General features: G+C 69.9%; 18 protein-coding genes. 12 read left to right on the top strand and 6 right to left on the bottom strand.

Annotated features, from left to right (window positions below; translation table 11 throughout):
* Positions 1–6: 6 nt before the first annotated feature.
* Positions 7–1,035, bottom strand: a complete 1,029-nt coding sequence (locus ACTIE5_RS08790) for an ABC transporter substrate-binding protein (RefSeq protein ID WP_439549320.1) — start codon at positions 1,033–1,035, stop codon at positions 7–9.
* Positions 1,036–1,088: 53 nt separating this feature from the next.
* Positions 1,089–1,940 carry a metallophosphoesterase family protein gene (locus tag ACTIE5_RS08785; RefSeq protein WP_439549319.1) on the bottom strand — a complete coding sequence of 284 codons (852 nt, stop codon included), beginning with the start codon at positions 1,938–1,940 and terminating at the stop codon, positions 1,089–1,091.
* A 166-nt stretch (positions 1,941–2,106) separates the two neighbouring features.
* Here ACTIE5_RS08785 and ACTIE5_RS08780 point away from each other — a divergent pair, with 166 nt between their 5' ends.
* On the top strand, positions 2,107–3,654 hold the full coding sequence (locus ACTIE5_RS08780) for an ABC transporter substrate-binding protein (protein ID WP_439549318.1): 1,548 nt from the start codon (positions 2,107–2,109) through the stop codon (positions 3,652–3,654).
* 86 nt (positions 3,655–3,740) lie between these two features.
* Here ACTIE5_RS08780 and metX read toward each other — a convergent pair whose 3' ends face one another.
* Entirely contained in the window at positions 3,741–4,895 is a 1,155-nt protein-coding gene (metX, locus tag ACTIE5_RS08775; protein ID WP_439549317.1) for a homoserine O-acetyltransferase MetX, read from the bottom strand.
* 170 nt (positions 4,896–5,065) lie between these two features.
* On the opposite strand from metX, the gene hisC reads away from it, so the two are divergent.
* The 3 genes from hisC to ACTIE5_RS08760 all read left to right on the top strand — a co-directional run bounded on the left by hisC (position 5,066) and on the right by ACTIE5_RS08760 (position 7,686).
* Positions 5,066–6,148 (top strand): histidinol-phosphate transaminase, encoded by a 1,083-nt coding sequence (gene hisC / locus ACTIE5_RS08770; RefSeq protein WP_439549316.1) that lies wholly within the window; start codon positions 5,066–5,068, stop codon positions 6,146–6,148.
* The gene (locus ACTIE5_RS08765) at positions 6,141–7,043 is read left to right on the top strand and encodes a prephenate/arogenate dehydrogenase family protein (protein ID WP_439549315.1); all 903 of its coding nucleotides are present in this window, start codon (positions 6,141–6,143) and stop codon (positions 7,041–7,043) included. Before hisC ends, ACTIE5_RS08765 begins: the two co-directional genes overlap by 8 nt.
* Before the next feature lie 244 nt (positions 7,044–7,287).
* The gene (locus ACTIE5_RS08760; protein ID WP_439549314.1) at positions 7,288–7,686 is read left to right on the top strand and encodes a (R)-mandelonitrile lyase; all 399 of its coding nucleotides are present in this window, start codon (positions 7,288–7,290) and stop codon (positions 7,684–7,686) included.
* Positions 7,687–7,803: 117 nt separating this feature from the next.
* On the opposite strand, the gene ACTIE5_RS08755 is transcribed toward ACTIE5_RS08760, so the two are convergent.
* Entirely contained in the window at positions 7,804–9,033 is a 1,230-nt protein-coding gene (locus ACTIE5_RS08755; RefSeq protein WP_439549313.1) for an MFS transporter, read from the bottom strand.
* A gap of 182 nt (positions 9,034–9,215) precedes the next feature.
* Between ACTIE5_RS08755 and atpH the strand changes: the two genes are divergently transcribed.
* The 8 genes from atpH to ACTIE5_RS08715 all read left to right on the top strand — a co-directional run bounded on the left by atpH (position 9,216) and on the right by ACTIE5_RS08715 (position 17,464).
* On the top strand, positions 9,216–9,821 hold the full coding sequence (gene atpH / locus ACTIE5_RS08750; protein WP_439549312.1) for an ATP synthase F1 subunit delta: 606 nt from the start codon (positions 9,216–9,218) through the stop codon (positions 9,819–9,821).
* Between the two features lies 1 nt (position 9,822).
* Positions 9,823–11,361: a F0F1 ATP synthase subunit alpha gene (atpA, locus tag ACTIE5_RS08745; protein WP_439549311.1), complete on the top strand. Its 1,539-nt coding sequence runs from the start codon at positions 9,823–9,825 to the stop codon at positions 11,359–11,361.
* 26 nt (positions 11,362–11,387) lie between these two features.
* The gene (locus ACTIE5_RS08740) at positions 11,388–12,272 is read left to right on the top strand and encodes a F0F1 ATP synthase subunit gamma (protein WP_439549310.1); all 885 of its coding nucleotides are present in this window, start codon (positions 11,388–11,390) and stop codon (positions 12,270–12,272) included.
* Between the two features lie 11 nt (positions 12,273–12,283).
* Positions 12,284–13,711 (top strand): F0F1 ATP synthase subunit beta, encoded by a 1,428-nt coding sequence (gene atpD, locus ACTIE5_RS08735; protein ID WP_092954942.1) that lies wholly within the window; start codon positions 12,284–12,286, stop codon positions 13,709–13,711.
* A gap of 84 nt (positions 13,712–13,795) precedes the next feature.
* On the top strand, positions 13,796–14,206 hold the full coding sequence (atpC, locus tag ACTIE5_RS08730) for an ATP synthase F1 subunit epsilon (protein ID WP_439549309.1): 411 nt from the start codon (positions 13,796–13,798) through the stop codon (positions 14,204–14,206).
* A gap of 174 nt (positions 14,207–14,380) precedes the next feature.
* Positions 14,381–15,244, top strand: a complete 864-nt coding sequence (locus ACTIE5_RS08725) for a ferritin-like domain-containing protein (RefSeq protein WP_439549308.1) — start codon at positions 14,381–14,383, stop codon at positions 15,242–15,244.
* Positions 15,245–15,246: 2 nt separating this feature from the next.
* Positions 15,247–16,386, top strand: a complete 1,140-nt coding sequence (locus ACTIE5_RS08720; protein ID WP_439549307.1) for an endo-1,4-beta-xylanase — start codon at positions 15,247–15,249, stop codon at positions 16,384–16,386.
* A gap of 85 nt (positions 16,387–16,471) precedes the next feature.
* Positions 16,472–17,464: a Bug family tripartite tricarboxylate transporter substrate binding protein gene (locus tag ACTIE5_RS08715; RefSeq protein WP_439549306.1), complete on the top strand. Its 993-nt coding sequence runs from the start codon at positions 16,472–16,474 to the stop codon at positions 17,462–17,464.
* Between the two features lie 141 nt (positions 17,465–17,605).
* Here ACTIE5_RS08715 and ACTIE5_RS08710 read toward each other — a convergent pair whose 3' ends face one another.
* Complete coding sequence (locus tag ACTIE5_RS08710; protein WP_439549305.1) at positions 17,606–18,088, bottom strand: RNA pyrophosphohydrolase; 483 nt, start codon at positions 18,086–18,088, stop codon at positions 17,606–17,608.
* A gap of 31 nt (positions 18,089–18,119) precedes the next feature.
* On the bottom strand, positions 18,120–19,352 hold the full coding sequence (locus ACTIE5_RS08705) for a divergent polysaccharide deacetylase family protein (RefSeq protein ID WP_439549304.1): 1,233 nt from the start codon (positions 19,350–19,352) through the stop codon (positions 18,120–18,122).

Genomic DNA, 19,352 nt, shown 5'->3' with positions numbered 1-19,352 from the left:
CTGCCTTCAGCTTGTTGCAACGAGGCGGCGATCCGCGGCAGGCGGCAGGAAGGCGTCGGTATAGATATCCTCCGGCTTCAGCTTCGGCGCCATGCCATAGGCTTCCTCCACCGCCGTCAGCCCCAGCTGGAAGCGGGCCGGCACCACGGCAGACAGGCCGTTCGCCATCACATGGTCGGAGACGATCTGCTCCCGCAGCGAGACCTGCTGGCGCTCCGCCTCGATCGCGACATCGGTCAGCGGCTCCGCGGCCTTGAGGGCGGCGATGCAGCCGGCGGGGTCGCGATGGGCTTCCCGCAGCGACCGGATGCCACCGGCGACGACGGCGCGGACCAGTTCCGGATTGCGCCGCGCATAGTCGCGCGTCGTCAGCCAGCAGGTGCCGTACAGGGGCAGGCCGTAGTCCCGGTACCAGAGGATGCGCTGCTGCGGCCAATCCATGCCGAGCGCCTTCAGCGACATGCCCGTGCTGGTGGCCGCCCCCGTGATGCCATCGGCGCGGCGCTGCACCAGCATCGGCTCCCGCAGCTCCGGGCGGACCGTCAGCCAGTTGACCTTTGACGCATCGAAGCCGGCGGCGCGGGCGAAGGCGGGGAAGATCTGGCGGCCGGCGTCGCTGTCCGGCGCGGCCAGGGTCCTTCCCTCGAAATCCTTCGGCGCGCGGATCGGCCCTTCCTCCCGCACCGTGGCGCAGAGCAGGCTGCGGTCGCCGAAGACGCCGACCACGACCAGGCCGGCATTCGGGTTCTCCGCGATGAACTTGATGACGGGGTTGATGTCCGCCTGGGCGATTTCATAGGCGCCACCCGCCACATCGATGGGCACGCGGCCCGACCCGAAGCCGCGGTCGATCTGCAGGTCGATCCCGGCGTCGCGGAAGAATCCCTTCTCCCGCCCGTACAGCATGAAGGCGTTGGGGCCCTGGAAGGCCCAATCCACCTGGTATTTCACGCGCGGCAGGCCCTGGGCGCGGAGCGCGGGGGCGGCGATCAGGCCGGTTGCGGCAAGGCCAAGGGCACGGCGGGTGATCGGCATGGACGGGATCTCCGGCTGGGTGGCCGGGGACAGGCAAGAAGCCTGCCAGCGCGTCAGGCGCGGGGCGGCAGGGTGGTGGTGGTGCCGCCGCTGGTCGCGGTCCAGCCGCTGACATCGATGACGAACATCCGCGGCGGCTCCACCAGGCGATGCACGGCCCGGCCGGGTTCCAGCCGCCATTCCAGGTAGCCGGGCCGGGGGAAGCGCCGGCGCTGCCGCTGCACGCGCCGCACATCGACCATCGCGGTGGGGGGTGCCCAGACGATGTCCATGCCGCGGTGGCGGATGCGGCGATAGACATGCAGATGCCCGCAGGCGATGACCTTCACGCCCCCCGCCACGCAGGCATCCAGGAAACGGGCGCGCGGCGCGGGCGGGATGACGCTGGTGCTGAAAGCCGTGTCCGCGGGATCGGCATCGAAGGGCGGCATGTGGATGAAGACCATCGCGTCCTGCCCGCCGCGCGAAGCCAGCGCTTCCGCCAGGAAGACCTCCTGCGCCGCTTCCTCCGGCAATTCGCTGCCCATCAGCGCGGTATCGAGGCCGATGAGCCGCCAGCCCGCCACATCCTCGGCCCACCATTGCGGCCCGACATGGTCGCGCCAGGCCTGCATCCGCGCATCGTTGACGGGCTGGGCGAGGCGCGAGAAGGAGGGTGCCTCCCCGATGTCGTGATTGCCGGGGATGGCGAGGCAGCGCGGCCCCAGTGCCCGTAACGCGGCCGCGCCGAAGGCGAGGTCCGCCGGCGACGCCGGCCCGTTGAAGGCGACATCGCCGCCATGGACGATGAGGTCCGGCGGATCGGCCTGCATCGCTTCATGGAAAACGGCCCAGTTGTCCGCGAAATAGCCATGGGTGGGCGAGAGATGGGTGTCCGACACATGCACCAAGCGAAGCGCGCCCATTCGACCCCTATCCCCTCAAGCCCGCGCATGATGCGGCAGGGCCGTGACAGGGGCGGGACGCGGGGGTGACGTTTCGGCGAAGGCGGCTGTCACGGACCGGACGCCAAAGCGTCGTCGGCGCATCACGCGGCGCTGGCACACAGGGGCGAACCGAGGAGCCCCCGCCATGGACCTGTCCCGCCGCGCTGTTCTCTCCCTGCCTGCCCTCGCCGCCACGCCGCGCCTGGCGCTTGCGCAGGGCAATGATCCGCGGCCGCTGCTGACGATCGGCGTGGCGGAATTGCCGCCGACGCTGGAGCCCGCGCGCGAACTCTCCAATGTCGGCACGCGCGTCACCTACTCCATCTTCGATACGCTGATCCGGCGGGACTTCCTCGGCACGCCGGATGGCGGCGGGTCCGCGCTGCAGCCGCATCTCGCGCTGTCCTGGGAACGCAACGGGCCGCACCAGCTGACGCTTCGCCTGCGGGACGACGTGCTGTTCCACAATGGCGATCGGCTGACGGCGGAGGATGTGGTCTACACCTTCACCTCACGCCGCATGTTCGGCCCGGATGCGCTGATGCCGGAGGCGCGGTCCTATTTCGCGACGTTGGCGGGGGTGGAGGCGCTGGGCCCGCATGTCGTGCGCTTCACCACGCGCGTGCCCGACGTGCTGCTGGAACAGCGCCTGGCCAGCTGGTGCGGCTGGATCGTCAATCGCCGCGCCTATGAGGAGCGCGGCTTCGACGGCTTCAGCCGCGCGCCCATCGGCACCGGCCCCTTCAAGGTGCGGGAGTTGCAGACGGACCAGCGCATCACGCTGGATGCCTTCGACGAGTATTTCATGGGCCGGCCGACAGCGCGGGGCGTGGTGTTCCGGCAGATCCCGGAACTCGCGGCGCGGGTCGCGGCGCTGCAATCCGGCGGCGTGGACCTCATCACCAATGTGCCGCCCGACCAGGTGGGGCAGCTGCGGCGCACCGCGGGCGTCACCGTCCGCAGCGTGGTGCTGGCCAATGTCCATGTGCTGACCTTCGACGAACGCGGCGCGGGCATGGGGGACCGGCGGGTGCGCCAGGCGCTGGGCCTCGCGCTGGATCGCAAGCTGCTGGTGGACACGTTGTGGGATGGCGCCGCGGTGGTGCCGCCCAGCCACAATTATCCCGAGTATGGCCCGATGTTCCTCGAAGGCCGTTCGCTGCGCTTCGACCAGGCGGCGGCGCGGCGCCTGCTGCGGGAGGGGGGCTACCGGGGCGAGGAGATCGTCTACCGCACCATGCCGAACTACTACACCAATGCGCTGAAGGCGGCGCAGGTGGCCGTCGAGATGTGGAAGGATGTCGGCATCAACGCGAAGCTCCAGGTGGTGGAGAATTTCGCGCAGATGCGGGGTGCGGGCCAGCAGATCGGCAACAATTCCAACTCCACCCGCCTGCCTGATCCGCTGGGCTCGCTGTGGATTTCCTGGGGCCCTGCCAGTTGGTTCCAGGTGAACGGCGCCTTCCGCAGCACGGAGGCCTTCAACGCCGCTGGCCGCGCGCTGGAGGCGGAGACCGACCCCGGGGCGCGGAAGGTGCTGTTCCAGCGCATGTTGGATGCGTGGGAGGCGGAGGCGCCCGGCACGGTTCTGTACCAGCCTGCCGAGTTCTACGCGATGCGCAGCCGCGTGCAGTGGCGCCCCTACACCTTCTACTTCATGGATCTGCGCCCGGATAATCTGCGCTTCGGCTGATGACGGTCCAGGGCCGGTTCGGCCCTGGCGGGAGGGGCACGGGGAGGGCAGCGCCCTCCTCGCATCGCCGGCGCTATACGCCGACGCTAGACCCCCACGCGTTCGGCCGCGCCGTTGAGGAAGCCGCCGAGCGCGCGGTGGAACACCGGCTCATCCAGCAGGAAGGCGTCGTGGCCCTTGTCGGTCGCGATCTCGACGAAGGAGACATTGGCCGCGGCCGCGTTCAGTGCGCGGACCAAAGCGCGGCTTTCCTCGGTCGGGAACAGCCAGTCGCTGCTGAAGGAGGCCACCAGGAAGCGGGTGCGGGTGCCGCGGAAGGCGTTCGCGACCTCCCCGCCATGTTCCGTCGCCAGGTCGAAGTAATCCATGGCGCGGGTGATGGTGAGGTAGCTGTTGGCGTCGAAGCGGCGGACGAAGGTGCTGCCCTGGTGGCGGAGGTAGCTTTCCACCTCGAACACGTCTTCCAGGAAGGTCAGGGCGGAGGCCCCGCGCAGCCGCCGTCCGAACTTCCGGCCCAGCGCCGCTTCCGAGAGGTAGGTGATGTGCGCGACCATGCGGGCGACGGAGAGGCCCTTGGCCGGGATGCGCCCATCCTCCCAGTAGCGCCCGCCCTTCCAGTCGGGGTCGCCATGGATGGCGGCGCGGCCGACCTCATGGAAGGCGATGTTCTGGGCGGAGTGGTAGCTGGCGGTCGCGATGGGGGCGGCGGCCACCACCATGTCGGGGTAGGTCGCGGCCCATTCCAGCACCTGCATGCCGCCCATGGACCCGCCCACCACCGCCAGCAGGCGATCGATGCCGAGGTGATCCACCAGGCGCTTCTGGGCACGGACCATGTCGCGGATGGTGATGGAGGGGAAGTCGATGCCCCAGGGCCGGCCCATGGGCTGGCCTTCGGAATCCGTCATCTCCTCCGCCGGGCCGGAGGAGCCCATGCAGCCGCCCAGCACATTGGCGCAGATGACGAAGAAGCGGTTGGTATCCACCGGCTTGCCGGGGCCGACCAGCGTGTCCCACCAGCCGGGCTTGCCCGTCACGGGCTGGGTTTCCGCCACATACTGGTCGCCCGTCAGGGCGTGGCAGATCAGCACGGCGTTGGTGCGCAGCGCGTTGAGCTTGCCATAGGTGCGGTAGGCGACGGCCAGCGGCTTGATGACGGCGCCGCTGTCCAGTGCCAGGCCATCGGCGAAGACGGCGCGCTGGTGTTCGAGCTGGGGAAGGGGGGCCAGGGCCTCGGTCATCGGTGGCCTCGGTCATCCGTCTCGGGGCGTTTCCGCCGCAGGAATAAGGGGCGCGGGGGCGGACGGCAACCGGGGCGTGCAGCGGCCCGGGGCTGGCGGTCCTTGGCGGGGCGGGCGGGCGCGTCTATGGATCACGCCCCCGACAGCGCCTTTTTCCAGGGACCCCTGCCATGACCGTCATGCCGCGCCCGTCCATCCTCTCGGTCGAGCCCTATGTCGGCGGCGAGTCCAAGGTCCCGGGCGTCAACCGCATCATCAAGCTCTCCTCCAACGAGGGCGCCTTCGGCCCCCCGCCCTCGGCCATCGAGGCCATCGCGGCCGGCGCGCGGGAGGCGCATCGCTACCCCGATGGCGGCGCCGCGGCGCTGCGGGAGGCGATCGGCGCGCGCTTCGGGCTCGACCCCGCCCGCATCGTCTGCGGCAACGGGTCGGATGAGCTGCTGGCCATGCTGATCCTGGCGTATGGGGGGGAGGGCACGGAACTCATCATGTCCGCCCATGGCTTCATGATGTACGAGATCACCGGCCGCTGGGCGGGCTGCCAGGTCATCAAGGTGCCGGAGAAGAACCTGACCGCCGATGTGGACGGGCTTCTGGCGGCCGTCGGCCCGCGCACGCGCCTCATGTTCCTCGCCAACCCCAACAACCCGACCGGCAGCATCCTGGCCCAGAGCGAGGTCGAGCGGCTGCGGCGGGAGCTTCGCCAGGACGTGCTGCTGGTGCTGGACTCCGCCTACGCTGAATACGTCACGCGGCCGGATTACGACCCCGGCCAGAAGCTGGTGGATGCCACGCCCAACACGGTGATGACGCGCACCTTCAGCAAGATCTTCGGCCTGGGCGGCATGCGCCTCGGCTGGGCCTATGCGCCGGCGGCGATCATCGACATCCTCGGCCGCGTCCGCGGGCCCTTCAACGTGAACGCCGCCGCCATGGCGGCCGGCATCGCGGCGCTGGCGGAGCCCGGCTGGATCGAGAAGTCCATCGCCCACAACACGGAATGGCGCGGCAAGGTGGCCGCGGCGGCGGAGGGCCTCGGCCTCAAGGTCTGGCCGAGCGAGGGCAATTTTCTCCTGGTCGACTTCGGCGATGCTGCGCGCGCCAAGGCGGCGGATGCGCATTTCCGCGCGCGGGGGCTGATCGTGCGCGCCATGGGCGGCTACGGCCTGCCCCAATGCCTGCGCATCACCATCGGCGCGGCCGAGGAATGCCAGATGGTGATCGACGCCCTGACCGACTTCACCCGTGGTTGACTCCCCTGGGGCTGAGCCCCTGTTTGACCGCGTCTGCCTGCTGGGCGTCGGCCTGATCGGATCCTCCATCGCGCGCATCGCGAAGCAGCGCGGCGGGCTGGCGCGGACCATCGTGGCCCATGCCAAGACGCCGGCGACGCTGGCGCGCGTGCGCGAACTCGGCATCGCCGACATCGTCGAGGAGGACGCGGCGAAGGCGGTCGAAGGCGCCGACTGCGTCATCTTCTGCGTGCCCGTCGGCGCCTATGCCGAGGTGATGGCCACCGTCGCGCCCCACCTGAAGCCCGGCGCCATCGTCACCGATGTCGGCAGCACCAAGATGAGCGTGATCCGCGACCTGGGCCCGCTGATGCCGCCGGGCTGCCATTTGGTGCCGGCGCACCCCATGGCGGGCACCGAGTATTCCGGCCCCGATGCCGGCTTCGCCGAGTTGTTCGACGGCCGCTACACCATCGTCACCCCCATGCCCGGCAGCGACCCGGCGGCGGTGGAGAAGGTGCGGGAATTCTGGCGCCGCTGCGGCGCCATGATCGAGACGCTGGACCCCGCCACCCATGACAAGGTGGTGGCCATCGTCAGCCACCTGCCCCATTTGCTGGCCTTCACCATCGTCTCCACCGCCGACGACCTGGCGGAGGAGACGAAGGAGGCGGTGCTGAAATTCGCGGCCTCCGGCTTCCGGGACTTCACCCGGATCGCCGCCAGCGACCCGACCATGTGGCGCGACGTCTTCCTCAACAACCGGGAGGCGCTGCTGGAGATGCTGGCCCGCTTCACGGAGGACGCCCAGGCGCTGGGCCGCGCGGTGCGCTGGGGCCAGGCGGAATTCATCGAGGACCGGATCCGGCGCGGGCGGAAGATCCGCAAGGGGCTGATCGACCGGAAGCAGGCCTGACGGGGTGTGGCTTTTTAGTCACTAAGTGGTTTTAGCCGTTTTAGTGCATTTAGCACCGTTTTCTGGGGTGCCGGTTGGGTGGGGGTCGGGCGGTGGTGTTCCGAACATAGCGGGAACATGGCCGCGATGCCAGCGGAATCGGGCTTCGTGAAGCCTGGCTTCATGACGCATGCGCCGCCTCCCTCCTGGCCCCGGGACACCGCCCGGGCCATGTGACCGGCCCATCGAGGAACGGAACACGGCCATGGACATCACGCGCGCGGGGACGGCGCCCTCCACCAGGGGACCGGCCGACTACTTCACCGGCACCGTCCGCATCGACCCGCTGTTCAACCCGCCGGAACCCGCCCGCGCCGCCGGCGCGCTGGTGACCTTCGAACCCGGGGCCCGCACCGCCTGGCACACCCACCCCCTCGGCCAGACGATCATCGTCACCACGGGCTGCGGCTGGGCACAGCGGGAAGGCGGGCCGGTGGAAGTGATCCGGCCCGGGGATTTGGTGTGGTTCCCGCCCGGGGAGAAACACTGGCACGGCGCCACCGCGACCACGGCCATGAGCCACATCGCAGTGCAGGAGAAACAGAACGGATCGCCGGTGACCTGGCTGGAACAGGTTTCGGACGAGCAGTACCGGGCGGGGTAGGCCCAGCAGGGGGACGCAGGCGGGGGGGACGCCGTCCCCCCGCACCGACCGAGGCACGCGGGGGGACGCCGTCCCCCCGCACCCCCCGGCCAGGGCCGCGCCGGCCCTGGACCGTCATCAGTGGGGCGGGCGCCGGAGCACGAGGGCGCCAGCCAACACCTGCAGCAGCAGCGCCGCCCCGATCGCGGCGCCGGTGGAGCCGACATCGCGCATCAGGCCGAAACCCAGAGGCGCCGAGGCATAAAGCGCCTGGTTGATCGCCTGCATCAGCGCCACCACCCGGCCGACCTCGGCCGCCGGGAACTCCGCCTGGACAATGAGGGGCGGCAGCGACAGCAGATTGCCGACGCCGATGCCGAACAACGCGCAGCCCAGCAGCAGCAGCCAGGCCTGGTCACCCCCCAGCAGCAACGCCAGCGACCCCGCCACCTGGGTCGCGAAGGTGGCCGCCGCGGCCAGGCGTCGCTTCTCCCCCTGGGGCAGCAGCCAACCCGTGACGGTCCGGCCCAGCAGCGCGAAGACCGTGACGAGGGAAATGGCGAAGCCCGCCCCCTGGACACCAAGGACCGGGGCCAGGAGCGAGACGAGATGCGTCACCAGCCCCATCTGCGCAAACAACCCGATGGCAAAGGCCGCGGACAGACCGATGAAGCGACGGTCCCGCAGCAGCGCCGCACGGTCCCGCGCCGGGGCGGGGGCCACCGGCGGGGCGGGGCGGGCGGCGGCCTCTCCATCCGGATGCTGGCCGAACTCGGCGGGGTGGCGGCCCAGCACCAGCCCCGCCAGCGGCCAGGCCACGGCCAGCAGCAGCACGGCCACCACGGCAGTGGCGGTGCCGAATCCCCAGCCCGCGATCAGCCAGGCCCAGAAGGGCGTCATGGCGATGCCGCCGATGCTGGCGCCGTTATAGGCCATGGCCAGCGCGGCCGGACGGCGGCGGTCGAACCAGGGGATCAGCATGGCATTGATCGCCGCCCCACTGCACAAGGCCCAGCCCACCCCCGTCAGCGCCGCCGCCGGCGCCAGCAGCCAGGGATGCGGCGCCCAACCCCAGCCGAGCAGCCCGAGGGCGGAGGCGAGGGCGCCGGCCCGGGTGACGGCGGCGATGCCGAAGCGGCGGTGCCAGTCCGGCAGCACGGCCACCAGCCCGGCCGAGACCAGGAAGTGAAAGGTTACCGCCGCGGAAAGCCAGCCGACCGGCCAGGCCCGGCTGGCCGAGAGGGTCTGGATGTAGAGGCCGACCCCGTAGAAGCCGATGCCCCAGGCGAAAATCGCCAGCACGAAGGCCGCCCAGACGACCCTCCAACCATGGAAGGGATGGGGCGCAAAGGGGCGGGGGACGGGCATTCCCGCCATGCTGGACGGGGCGGCGGCGGCTGTGAACCGGCATCTTCTGTGAACGGGATGTGTTGCCGCACCGCAATACGCATGCTAAGGCGCGCCCGCCGTGGAACGGGGGTTAGCAAACGCTTACCCCGAGAGAAGCGCGCTTCGCAGAAGCTCTGCCCAGAGACAGGACCGGGACCACCTTGGCCTCCGCAGCGATCAACGCAGACCAGGCCTCTACCAAGGCCCCGAACCCCACCGGGCTGTCGGAGCGCTATGCGCTCGCGCTGTTCGGTATCGTGGACGATCTCCGCCGCACCGAGCCTGGCGCGGCGGATCGGATCGCCGCTGACCTGGAACGCCTTTTCGCGCTGTGGCGCGAGGATGCGGGCTTCCGGGCCTTCGTCGCCGATCCGCGCTATGACGGCGCGGAACAGAAGCGCGCCGCCTTCGCGGTGCTGGAACGCGCGGGGGTGGGCACGGAAGTGCGCAACCTCCTCGGCGTCATGATCATCAACCGGCGGCTGTCGAAGCTGCCGGAGGTGGCGGCCAGCTTCGGCGCGCTGCTCGCGGCGCGCCGCGGCCAGCAGATCGCCGATGTGTCCACCGCCCATCCGCTGTCGGATACCCAGCGTGCGCAGATCACCGCGCGGCTGACGGAAGCCGGCTATTCCGGCGTGCAGCTGCGCGAAAGCGTCGATGCCACCCTGCTTGGTGGTCTCGTCATCCGCATCGGCTCTCGCCTCTATGACAATTCTCTCAAGTCCAAGCTGCAGCGCCTGCAGTACGCCATGAAGGGGGCCGCTTAACATGGAGATCCGTCCTGCCGAGATTTCGGAGATCCTGAAGGCTCAGATCTCCGGCTTCGACGCTGAAGCCAATGTCGCCGAAGTCGGCACCGTGCTGACCGTCGGTGACGGCATCGCGCGCGTCTTCGGGCTGCAGAACGTGATGGCTGGCGAGCTGGTGGAATTCCCCGGCGCCGGCATCAAGGGCATGGCCCTGAACCTCGAGACCGACAATGTCGGCGTCGTCATCTTCGGTGACGACAAGGGCGTGAAGGAAGGCGACACCGTCTCCCGTACCGGTGAGATCGTGGACGTCGGCGTCGGCAAGGGTTTCCTGGGCCGCGTCGTGGACGCGCTCGGCAACCCGATCGACGGCAAGGGCCCGATCGTTGCCGAGGCGCGCATGCGCGTCGAGGTGAAGGCGCCGGGCATCATCCCCCGCAAGTCGGTGCATGAGCCGATGCAGACCGGCATCAAGGCGATCGACGCCCTGATCCCGATCGGCCGTGGCCAGCGCGAGCTGATCATCGGTGACCGCCAGACCGGCAAGACCGCCGTCATCCTGGACACCATCATCAACCAGAAGGTGGCGAACGCCGCCGCGGGTGATGACGACAGCAAGAAGCTGTTCTGCATCTACGTCGCCATCGGCCAGAAGCGCTCCACCGTCGCGCAGCTGGTGAAGACGCTGGAGGAGAACGGCGCGCTCGAGTATTCGATCGTCGTCGCCGCCACCGCGTCCGACCCGGCGCCGATGCAGTTCCTGGCGCCCTACACGGGCTGCACGCTCGGCGAATATTTCCGCGACAACGCGATGCACGCGGTCATCTTCTACGACGACCTCTCCAAGCAGGCCGTCGCCTACCGCCAGATGTCGCTGCTGCTGCGCCGTCCGCCGGGCCGCGAGGCCTATCCGGGCGACGTGTTCTACCTGCACAGCCGTCTGCTGGAGCGTGCGGCCAAGATGAACGACGATTTCGGCAAGGGGTCGCTGACCGCCCTGCCGGTGATCGAGACGCAGGCCGGTGACGTTTCCGCCTACATCCCGACCAACGTGATCTCCATCACGGACGGGCAGATCTTCCTGGAGACGGAACTGTTCTTCAAGGGCATCCGCCCGGCCGTGAACGTCGGCCTCTCGGTCTCCCGCGTCGGCTCCGCCGCGCAGGTGAAGTCGATGAAGCAGGTGGCCGGCAAGATCAAGCTGGAGCTGGCGCAGTACCGCGAGATGGCGGCCTTCGCGCAGTTCGCCTCCGACCTCGACAGCACGACGCAGGCCCTGCTGGCCCGCGGCGCGCGGCTGACGGAGCTGCTGAAGCAGCCGCAGTACAAGCCGGTTCCGGTGGAGGAGCAGGTCCTCGGCCTGTTCGCCGGCACGCGCGGCTACCTGGACAGCCTGCCCCTGAACAAGGTCGGCGAGTTCGAGCGGCAGTTCCTGTCGGAGATCAAGGCGCGCGCGCCGGAGATCGTCGCCTCGATCCGCAACGACCGCGAGATCAAGAAGGATGTCGAGGGCAAGCTGATCGCCTTCCTCGACGGCTTCGCCAAGTCCTTCAGCTGAGGCTGGGCGAAAAGGGATAGCGGCGGATGGCCAGCCTCAAGGCGCTGCGTGCTCGGATCACCTCGGTGAAGAGCACGCGGAAGATCACCCAGGCGATGAAGATGGTCGCGGCGGCGAAGCTTCGCCGCGCCCAGTTGGCGGCCGAGGCCGCGCGCCCCTATGCCGAACGCATGGAGCGCATGCTGGCGTCGCTTGGCGCTTCCGTGGCGGGCAGCCCGGATGCGCCGAAGATGCTGGTCGGCACCGGCAGCGACAAGGTTCACCTGCTGGTCGTGGTCACGGGTGACCGTGGCCTGGCCGGCGCCTTCAACACCAATGTCAGCCGCTTCGCCCGGACGAAGATCCGGGAGCTGGAGGCGGAGGGCAAGACGGTGAAGGTGCTGTCCGTCGGCCGCAAGGGCGCGACCTTCCTGAAGCGTGAATTCGGCAGTCGGATCGTTGGCGAGATCAGCTTCCAGGGCAAGAAGCGCGTCGATTTCGGTGATGCGCAATCCGTCGCGACCCGCGTGACGGAGATGCTGGAAGCCGGCGAGTTCGACGTCTGCACGCTGGTCTACAACCGCTTCCGCAGCGTCATCAGCCAGGTGCCGACCGCGCAGCAGATGATCCCGGCCACGCTGCCGGAAGTCGGCGCCGTAGCGGCCACCGGTCCGCAGGCGCTGTATGAATACGAGCCGAGCGAGGAGGAGATCCTCGCGACGCTGCTGCCGCAGAACCTGGCGATCCAGATGTACCGCGCGATCCTTGAGAACGCCGCGGGCTTCTTCGGCAGCCAGATGACGGCGATGGACAACGCGACCCGCAATGCGGGCGAGATGATCAACAAGCTCACGCTCAACTACAACCGCACGCGACAGGCCAACATCACCAGGGAGCTGATCGAGATCATCTCCGGTGCCGAGGCGGTCTGAGGAGCAAAGCCATGAAGAACAATGTCGGCAAGGTTTCGCAGGTTCTCGGCGCCGTGGTGGACGTTCAGTTCCCCGCCGAGCTGCCGTCCATCCTGAACTCGCTGCACGTCAAGATCGACGACCGCACGCTGGTCCTGGAAGTGGCGCAGCACCTGGGTGAGCGCACGGTGCGCACCATCGCCATGGACACGACCGATGGTCTGGTCCGTGGCGCCGAGGTCGTGGACACGGGCGCGGGCATCTCCGTCCCCGTCGGCACGGGCACGCTGGGCCGCATCATGAACGTCATCGGCGAGCCGATCGACGAGCGTGGCCCGGTGCCGCATGAGAAGACCTACACCATCCACCGCGAGGCGCCGTCCTTCGAGGACCAGGCGACGAGCGCGGAGATCCTGGTGACGGGCATCAAGGTTGTGGACCTGCTGGCCCCCTACCTGAAGGGCGGCAAGATCGGCCTGTTCGGCGGCGCCGGCGTGGGCAAGACGGTCACCATCCAGGAACTCATCAACAACATCGCCAAGGCGCATGGCGGCGTGTCCGTTTTCGCCGGCGTCGGTGAGCGGACCCGCGAGGGCAACGACCTGTATCACGAGATGTGTGATGCCGGCGTCATCAAGCTGAACGACGGCAACACCGAAGGCTCCAAGGTGGCGCTGGTCTATGGCCAGATGAACGAGCCGCCGGGCGCGCGCGCGCGCGTCGCGCTGTCCGGCCTCTCGGTCGCGGAATACTTCCGCGACGAGCAGGGCCAGGACGTGCTGTTCTTCATCGACAACATCTTCCGCTTCACGCAGGCGGGCGCGGAAGTCTCCGCGCTGCTGGGCCGCATCCCCTCCGCCGTGGGCTATCAGCCCACGCTGGCGACGGATATGGGCGCGCTGCAGGAACGCATCACGTCGACGAAGAAGGGGTCGATCACCTCCGTGCAGGCGATCTACGTGCCCGCGGACGACCTGACCGACCCGGCGCCGGCCACGTCCTTCGCGCACTTGGACGCGACGACCGTTCTGTCGCGCTCCATCGCCGAAATGGCGATCTTCCCGGCGGTGGACCCGCTGGACAGCACGAGCCGCGCGATGGACCCGCGGATCGTGGGCGAGGAGCACTACAACACGGCCCGCGAAGTGCAGAAGATCCTGCAGACCTACAAGTCCCTGCAGGACATCATCGCCATCCTGGGCATGGACGAGCTCTCGGAAGAGGACAAGCTGATCGTGGCGCGCGCGCGCAAGATCCAGCGCTTCCTCTCCCAGCCCTTCCACGTCGCGGAAGTCTTCACCGGCACCCCCGGCGTCTTCGTGAAGCTGGAGGATACGGTCCGCAGCTTCGCGGCGATCTGCAAGGGCGAATACGACCACCTCCCCGAGGCCGCCTTCTACATGGTCGGCACGATCGAGGAGGCCGTGAAGAAGGCCGAGACGCTCAAGGCCGCGGCCTGAGACTGAACGCCCGGCCCTGATGGGCCGGGCGCCATGCCTGCCCATGCCTCGGGCGGGCTTCATGACTGAGAACGGGATCACCCGATGGCCACCTTCCAGCTCGAACTCGTCTCCCCGGAGAAGCTGCTGCTGAGCCGCGCGGTGGAGATGGCCGTGCTGCCCGCCGCCGAGGGCGAGATGGGCGTGCTGCCCGGCCACGCGCCGATGATCGTCACGCTGCGCGGCGGCGTGATTGCCGTGACCGAGGGCGGGCAGATCACCGAACGCCTCTATGTCGCGGGCGGCTTCGCCGAAGTGACGCCGGATCGCTGCACGGTCCTGGCGGATGAGGCGACGCCGGTGGCGCAGCTGTCCAAGGCCGGCGCCGAGGCGCGGCTGCGGGAGGCCGAGGCCGCCTATGCCGCTTCCGGCGCCGAGACGCCGGAACGTCGCGACGCCGTGATGGCGAAGCTGCTGGCCGCGCGGGTCGCGGTTTCGGTCGCCGAAGCGGCCTGACCAGTCCAGCGCCTGCCGAAAGGGCCGCGCCGCGTGAAGCGGGGCGGCCTTTCGTGTTTCTGGCCCCTGCGTGTTTCTGGGTAGTGTGTTCCGGGGCCGCTTGAATCCGCGCAGGCGCCGCCGAACATGGGCGTGCAGGGCGCATGACGCCAGCAAGGGGATGACCTTCCGGCGATGAAGCACTGGCATATCGATCAGGTCGGCTGGGACCGCTTCGACCGGGCGAAGCTCGACCCCGGCGTGGTGCCGCTGATCAAGGCGGCCGCGATGGTGGAGCGGAATGCCGCGGACTACGTCACCTACCTCACCCGCGTCTTCGGCGACGATCCCGCCTTCCAGGCAGCGGCCGAGCATTGGGGCGTGGAGGAGACGCAGCATGGCGACACGCTGGGCCGCTGGGGGATGCTGGCGGATCCCGGCTGGGATTTCGAAGCCGCCTTCGCCCGCTACCGCGCGGGCTACCAGATCGACCTCAAGGCCGATGCCTCTATCCGGGGCTCCCGCACCGGGGAGCTGATCGCCCGCTGCATGGTGGAGACCGGGACCAGCAGCTACTACACCGCCCTCGGCGAGGCGACCGAGGAGCCGGTGCTGAAGGAGATCTGCCGCCTGATCGCGGCGGATGAATACCGGCACTTCAAGCTCTTCTACGACCACATGAAGCGCTATCTGGCGCGGGAGGAGCTGTCCTTCCTCCAGCGCCTGAAGGTCGCGACGGGGCGGATCGGGGAGAGCGAGGATGACGAGCTCGCCTTCGCCTTCCATTGCGGGAACGAGGCGGAGGACACCCCCTACAGCCATGACCGTTGCATCGCCGGCTATATGAGCCGGGCGATGGGTTACTATCGTTTCCGCCACATCGAGCGGGGCATGGGCATGGTGTTCAAGTCGATCGGGCTGGAGCCGCGTGGGCGGCTTTCGGCCGTGGCCGCACGGGGCGCCTGGAAGCTGCTGGAATGGCGGCGGGACCGGTTCCAGCGGTCGCTGGCGAAGGAAGCCGCGGCGAATGGCGCGCGGTCGCCGGCCATGGCGGCCTGACCTTGCGCCTCACCCGGCGCGGGGCCGCGCCCCTCCTGCTGTCGCCCTTCCTGGCGCAGGCCGCCGCCGGGCAGCCCTTCAGCCCGCAAAGCGCGCCGGATCGGCCGCTGGGGGAGATCGCGGCCAGCCGAGGCCTGACCTATGGCTGCGCCGTCACCGCGAAGCTGATCGCGGAGGAGCCTGAATTCGCCGCCCTGGTCGCGCAGGAAGCCAGCGTCCTGGTCCCGGAATACGAAGGCAAGTTCGCCGCGATGCAGCCGGAGGAAGGGCGGTTCGAGACCGGGCCGCTCGATGCGCTGCTGGCCTGGGCGGCGCATTTCCGCAAGACCGTGCGCGGCCATGCGCTGGTCTGGCACCAGGACCTGCCGCCCTGGGCCGTGGCTGCGATCGGGGAGGGGCCCCGCCGTGCCCGCGCCGTGATGGATTCGCATTTCGACCGCGTCCTGGCCCACACCCGCGCCCGCATCCGTGACTGGGACGTGGTGAACGAACCCATCGCCAACCCGCCGGGTTCCGACGTGCCGGAGCCCGCGGGCAACACCACCGACCTCCGTGACACGCCCTGGCTGCGGGCACTCGGCCCCGACTACATCGCCATCGCGCTGCGCGCGGCGCGGGAGCGGGACCCGCTGCTCCGCATCACGCTGAACGACTATGGGGTGGAGGACGACACGCCTTCATCCGAGGAGAAGCGCCGGCGGCTGCTGCGGCTGCTGCGCGGCCTTCGCGCACGGAACGTGCCGCTGGATGCGGTGGGGATCCAGGCGCATCTGCAAATGCGCAATGCCTTCCGGCCGGACCAGTTCCGGGACTTCGTACGGCAGATCCGGGCGCTCGACCTCCAGGTGCTGATCACGGAGCTGGATGTGCGGGAGCTTCGCCCGCCGGTCGGCGATTTCGTGGCGCGGGATTTCGCGGTGGCGCAGCGCGTCCACGCCTTCGCCTCCGCCGCCTTCGAGGGCGGTGCGCGGACCTTGATGACCTGGGGCATCAGCGACCGCTGGTCCTGGCTGCACCGCGAACAGGCGGTGGCGCTGGCCGCCGGCGATGTGCATCGCGGCCTGCCCTATGACTGGGAGCTGAACCGCAAGCAGATGTGGCGGGCCCTCGCCCGCGCCTATCTCGGCCAGCCCGCGGGGTAGCGCAGCCGCCAGGCCGGGGCTGTTTGCGAAGGACGATGACGAAACGGTCGCGCCTTGCCATCTTCCACCCAACACCGGGAGACCCATGACGATGCTGACTCGCCGTTCCGCCTTGATGACCCCGCTCGCCCTGCTGGCGACGCCTGCACTGGCGCAGGCGCCCTGGCCGAGCCGCCCGACGCGCATCGTGGTACCGATCGCCGCCGGCGGGGCGCTCGACATCACCGCGCGCATGCTGGCGGAGCGGCTGCAGGCGCTGCTGGGCCAGCCCTTCGTGGTGGAGAACCGCGCCGGCGCCGGCGGCAATATCGGCAGCCAGCATGTCGCGCAGTCGCCGGCCGATGGGCACACGCTGATGCTGGCGGCGGCGAATACGCTGGCGGCCAACAAGTTCCTCTATGGCAATCGCATGCCGATCGACCCGCTGAAGGACCTCGGCCCGGTCACGCGCGTGTCCACCGGCACCATCCTGATGGCGGTGAACGCGCAGCGCCCCTGGCGGAGCTTCGCGGAGCTGATCGCCTTCGCGCGTGCCAATCCGGGCCGGGTTTCCATGGGGTCCTCCGGCACCGGGACCACCAGCCACCTGTTCATCGAACGGGTGAAGCGGGCGGCCAATGTGGATATCACCCATGTCCCCTATCGCGGCGGCGGGCCGGCCATCCAGGATCTGGTGGCGGGGAACATCGACATGATGTTCGACGTGATGCCCGCGCTGATGCCGCATGTGCGGGAAGGCCGGGTGCGGGCGCTGGCCGTGGGGTCCGCCGCGCGCGTGACCTTCGTGCCGGGGCTGGAGAACGTGCCGGGGATGGATGAGGTGCTGCCGGGCCAGGGGATCGATGCCCAGGCCTGGTACGCCGTCGTCTCCCCCCCCAACCTGCCGGCGCCGATCCTGGAGCGGGTGCATGCCTCCATCGTGCAGGTGGTGCGGGCGCCCGAGTTCGGGGAGCGCCTGGCGCCGCTGGGCTTCCGCACCGTGACGGATGCGACGCCGGCGGCGTTCCTGGAGTTCTGGCGGGCCGAGGAGGATCGGTGGAAGCAGCTGGTGGAGATCAGCGGGGCGACGGCGGAGTAGTGGCCCGGGGGGAACGCTGTTCCCCCCGTACCCCCCATGCCAAGGGCCAGCGGGCCCTTGGAACCCTCGCATTGACGATGGTCCAGGAGGCTCTGCCTCCTGGCGGATGGGGTATGGGGAAGGCAGCGCCTTCCCCATCGATCACCGGGCGAGCGGCCCGAATGCCCGCACCAGCTCCTCATAGATCCCCCGCTTGAAGCTGACCGCCAGCTCCGGCAGTTCCTCGATCCTCGCCCAGCGCCAGGCATCGAATTCCGGGTGCGTGTCCGCATCCAGCCTTATGTCGCCGTCCACCCCCGTGAAGCGCAGCGCGAACCAGCGCTGGCGCTGCCCGCGGTATTTCTGCGCCATGCGCATCCGCTGGAGTTCCGGCGGGAAGTCGTAGGTCAGCCATTCCGGGTGTTCGGCGATGATCTCGGCCTTGTTCGTGCCGATCTCCTCCGCCAGTTCGCGCAGGACCGCGACGCGAAGGTCCTCCCCCTCATCCACCCCGCCCTGGGGCAGTTGCCAGCCGCCGGCGCTGCCTTCGGCGTTGGGCATGTCCGCGCGGCGGGCGACGAGGACCAGGCCGGCCTGGTTGAACAGGACGGCGCCGACATTGGGGCGGTAGGGAAGGGGGCTCATGCCGCGCTTGTAGCGAAGCGCTTCCGGATCGTCACCGAGTCGCGGCGGCGGGTGTCGCGGCCTGTTCGGCGGGGCGGCGGAGCATGGTGGTGACGGGGGCGAGGACGGCGCCGCGTTCCTCCAGCCCGCTGGCCCAGGAGAGGATGGCGGCGACGGCGGCGGGGGTGGGGTTGCCGACCAGGCCGAGGGCGGAGCTGGGCGTGCTGGCGCGGGCCAGGGCTTCGAGTTCGGCCAGGCGGCGCTCGATCTCGCCCCTGGTTTCGGAGGGTTCGTCCAGCAGCACATCGACGGTGCGGCCGATGGCGCGGGCGGGCTGGGGGGCGCCGGGGCGGGGATCGATGTAGAGCAGGCCGCGGGCGGTCAGCACCTGCTGCATCTGGGCGAGCAATTCGGGGTTCTGGGCGAAGCGTTCGCCCCGCATGCGGGACAGCGCGCCGATGGCACCGACCTGGGCGGGGGTACGGGACAGGGCCCATTCCAGGCGTTCGATATTCTCGCCCACCGGCAGGGTGGTCAGCAAGGCGCGGTCGCCGGGATCGGCGTCCCTTCCATAGCCCGCGGGTTCCAGGGGCAGGGCGGTCAGCACTTCCATCCCCCGGGCGCGGGCGCGTTCCAGCAGGGGTTCGGGGCGGGTGGCGTAGGGGCTGAAGGCGAGGGTGACGGCGCCGGGCAGGCGGCGGATCGCTTCCTCCGAATGCTGGGCGAAGGCGCCCATGTTGCCGACGATCAGGCCGATGCGGGGGCGGCGATCCTCCCGGTCGAAGGGGCGGGCATAGGTGCGGATGGCGGTACGGCCATCCGGGCCGAGCTTCGGGATGGGCGCGCCGTGGCGGGAGGCTTCCTGCAGCAGCGGGTCGGGCGGGGGGATGGCGGGGTCGGCCGCGGTGCGGCGGGCGGTGGTGGCGGTGAGTGGCGGGGGTTCCGGCGCGGCGACGGGGGTGGTGGCGGCCTGGCTGGCGGGCGCCGCGTTGCCTGGTGCAGGGGCGGCGCCGGCTTCCGGCGATGGCCGGGCGGTTGGTGTCGCCGATACGGGCGCGGTTGGTGTCGCCGATACGGGCGCGGTTGGCGCCGCGGCCACGGGCGCGGTTGGCGTGGCGGGGACTGGTGGCGGCGCGCCGGGCGTGGCGGCCTGTTCCGCCGCCACGGGATCGGCCGGCGGCGCGGCGGGCGGGCCGAGCCATTCCAGCGTGATGGCGCCGGCGCCGAGGATGATGACGAGGCCGGCCCAGAATCCGGCCAGCGCCTGGCGGCTTGTCACCCTCAT

The organism is Falsiroseomonas sp., assembly GCF_051859025.1.
In the GTDB taxonomy this organism is placed as follows: domain Bacteria; phylum Pseudomonadota; class Alphaproteobacteria; order Acetobacterales; family Acetobacteraceae; genus Falsiroseomonas.
Note: the sequence above shows the minus strand (reverse complement) of the source record. Positions and strands in the feature narration are given on the sequence as shown.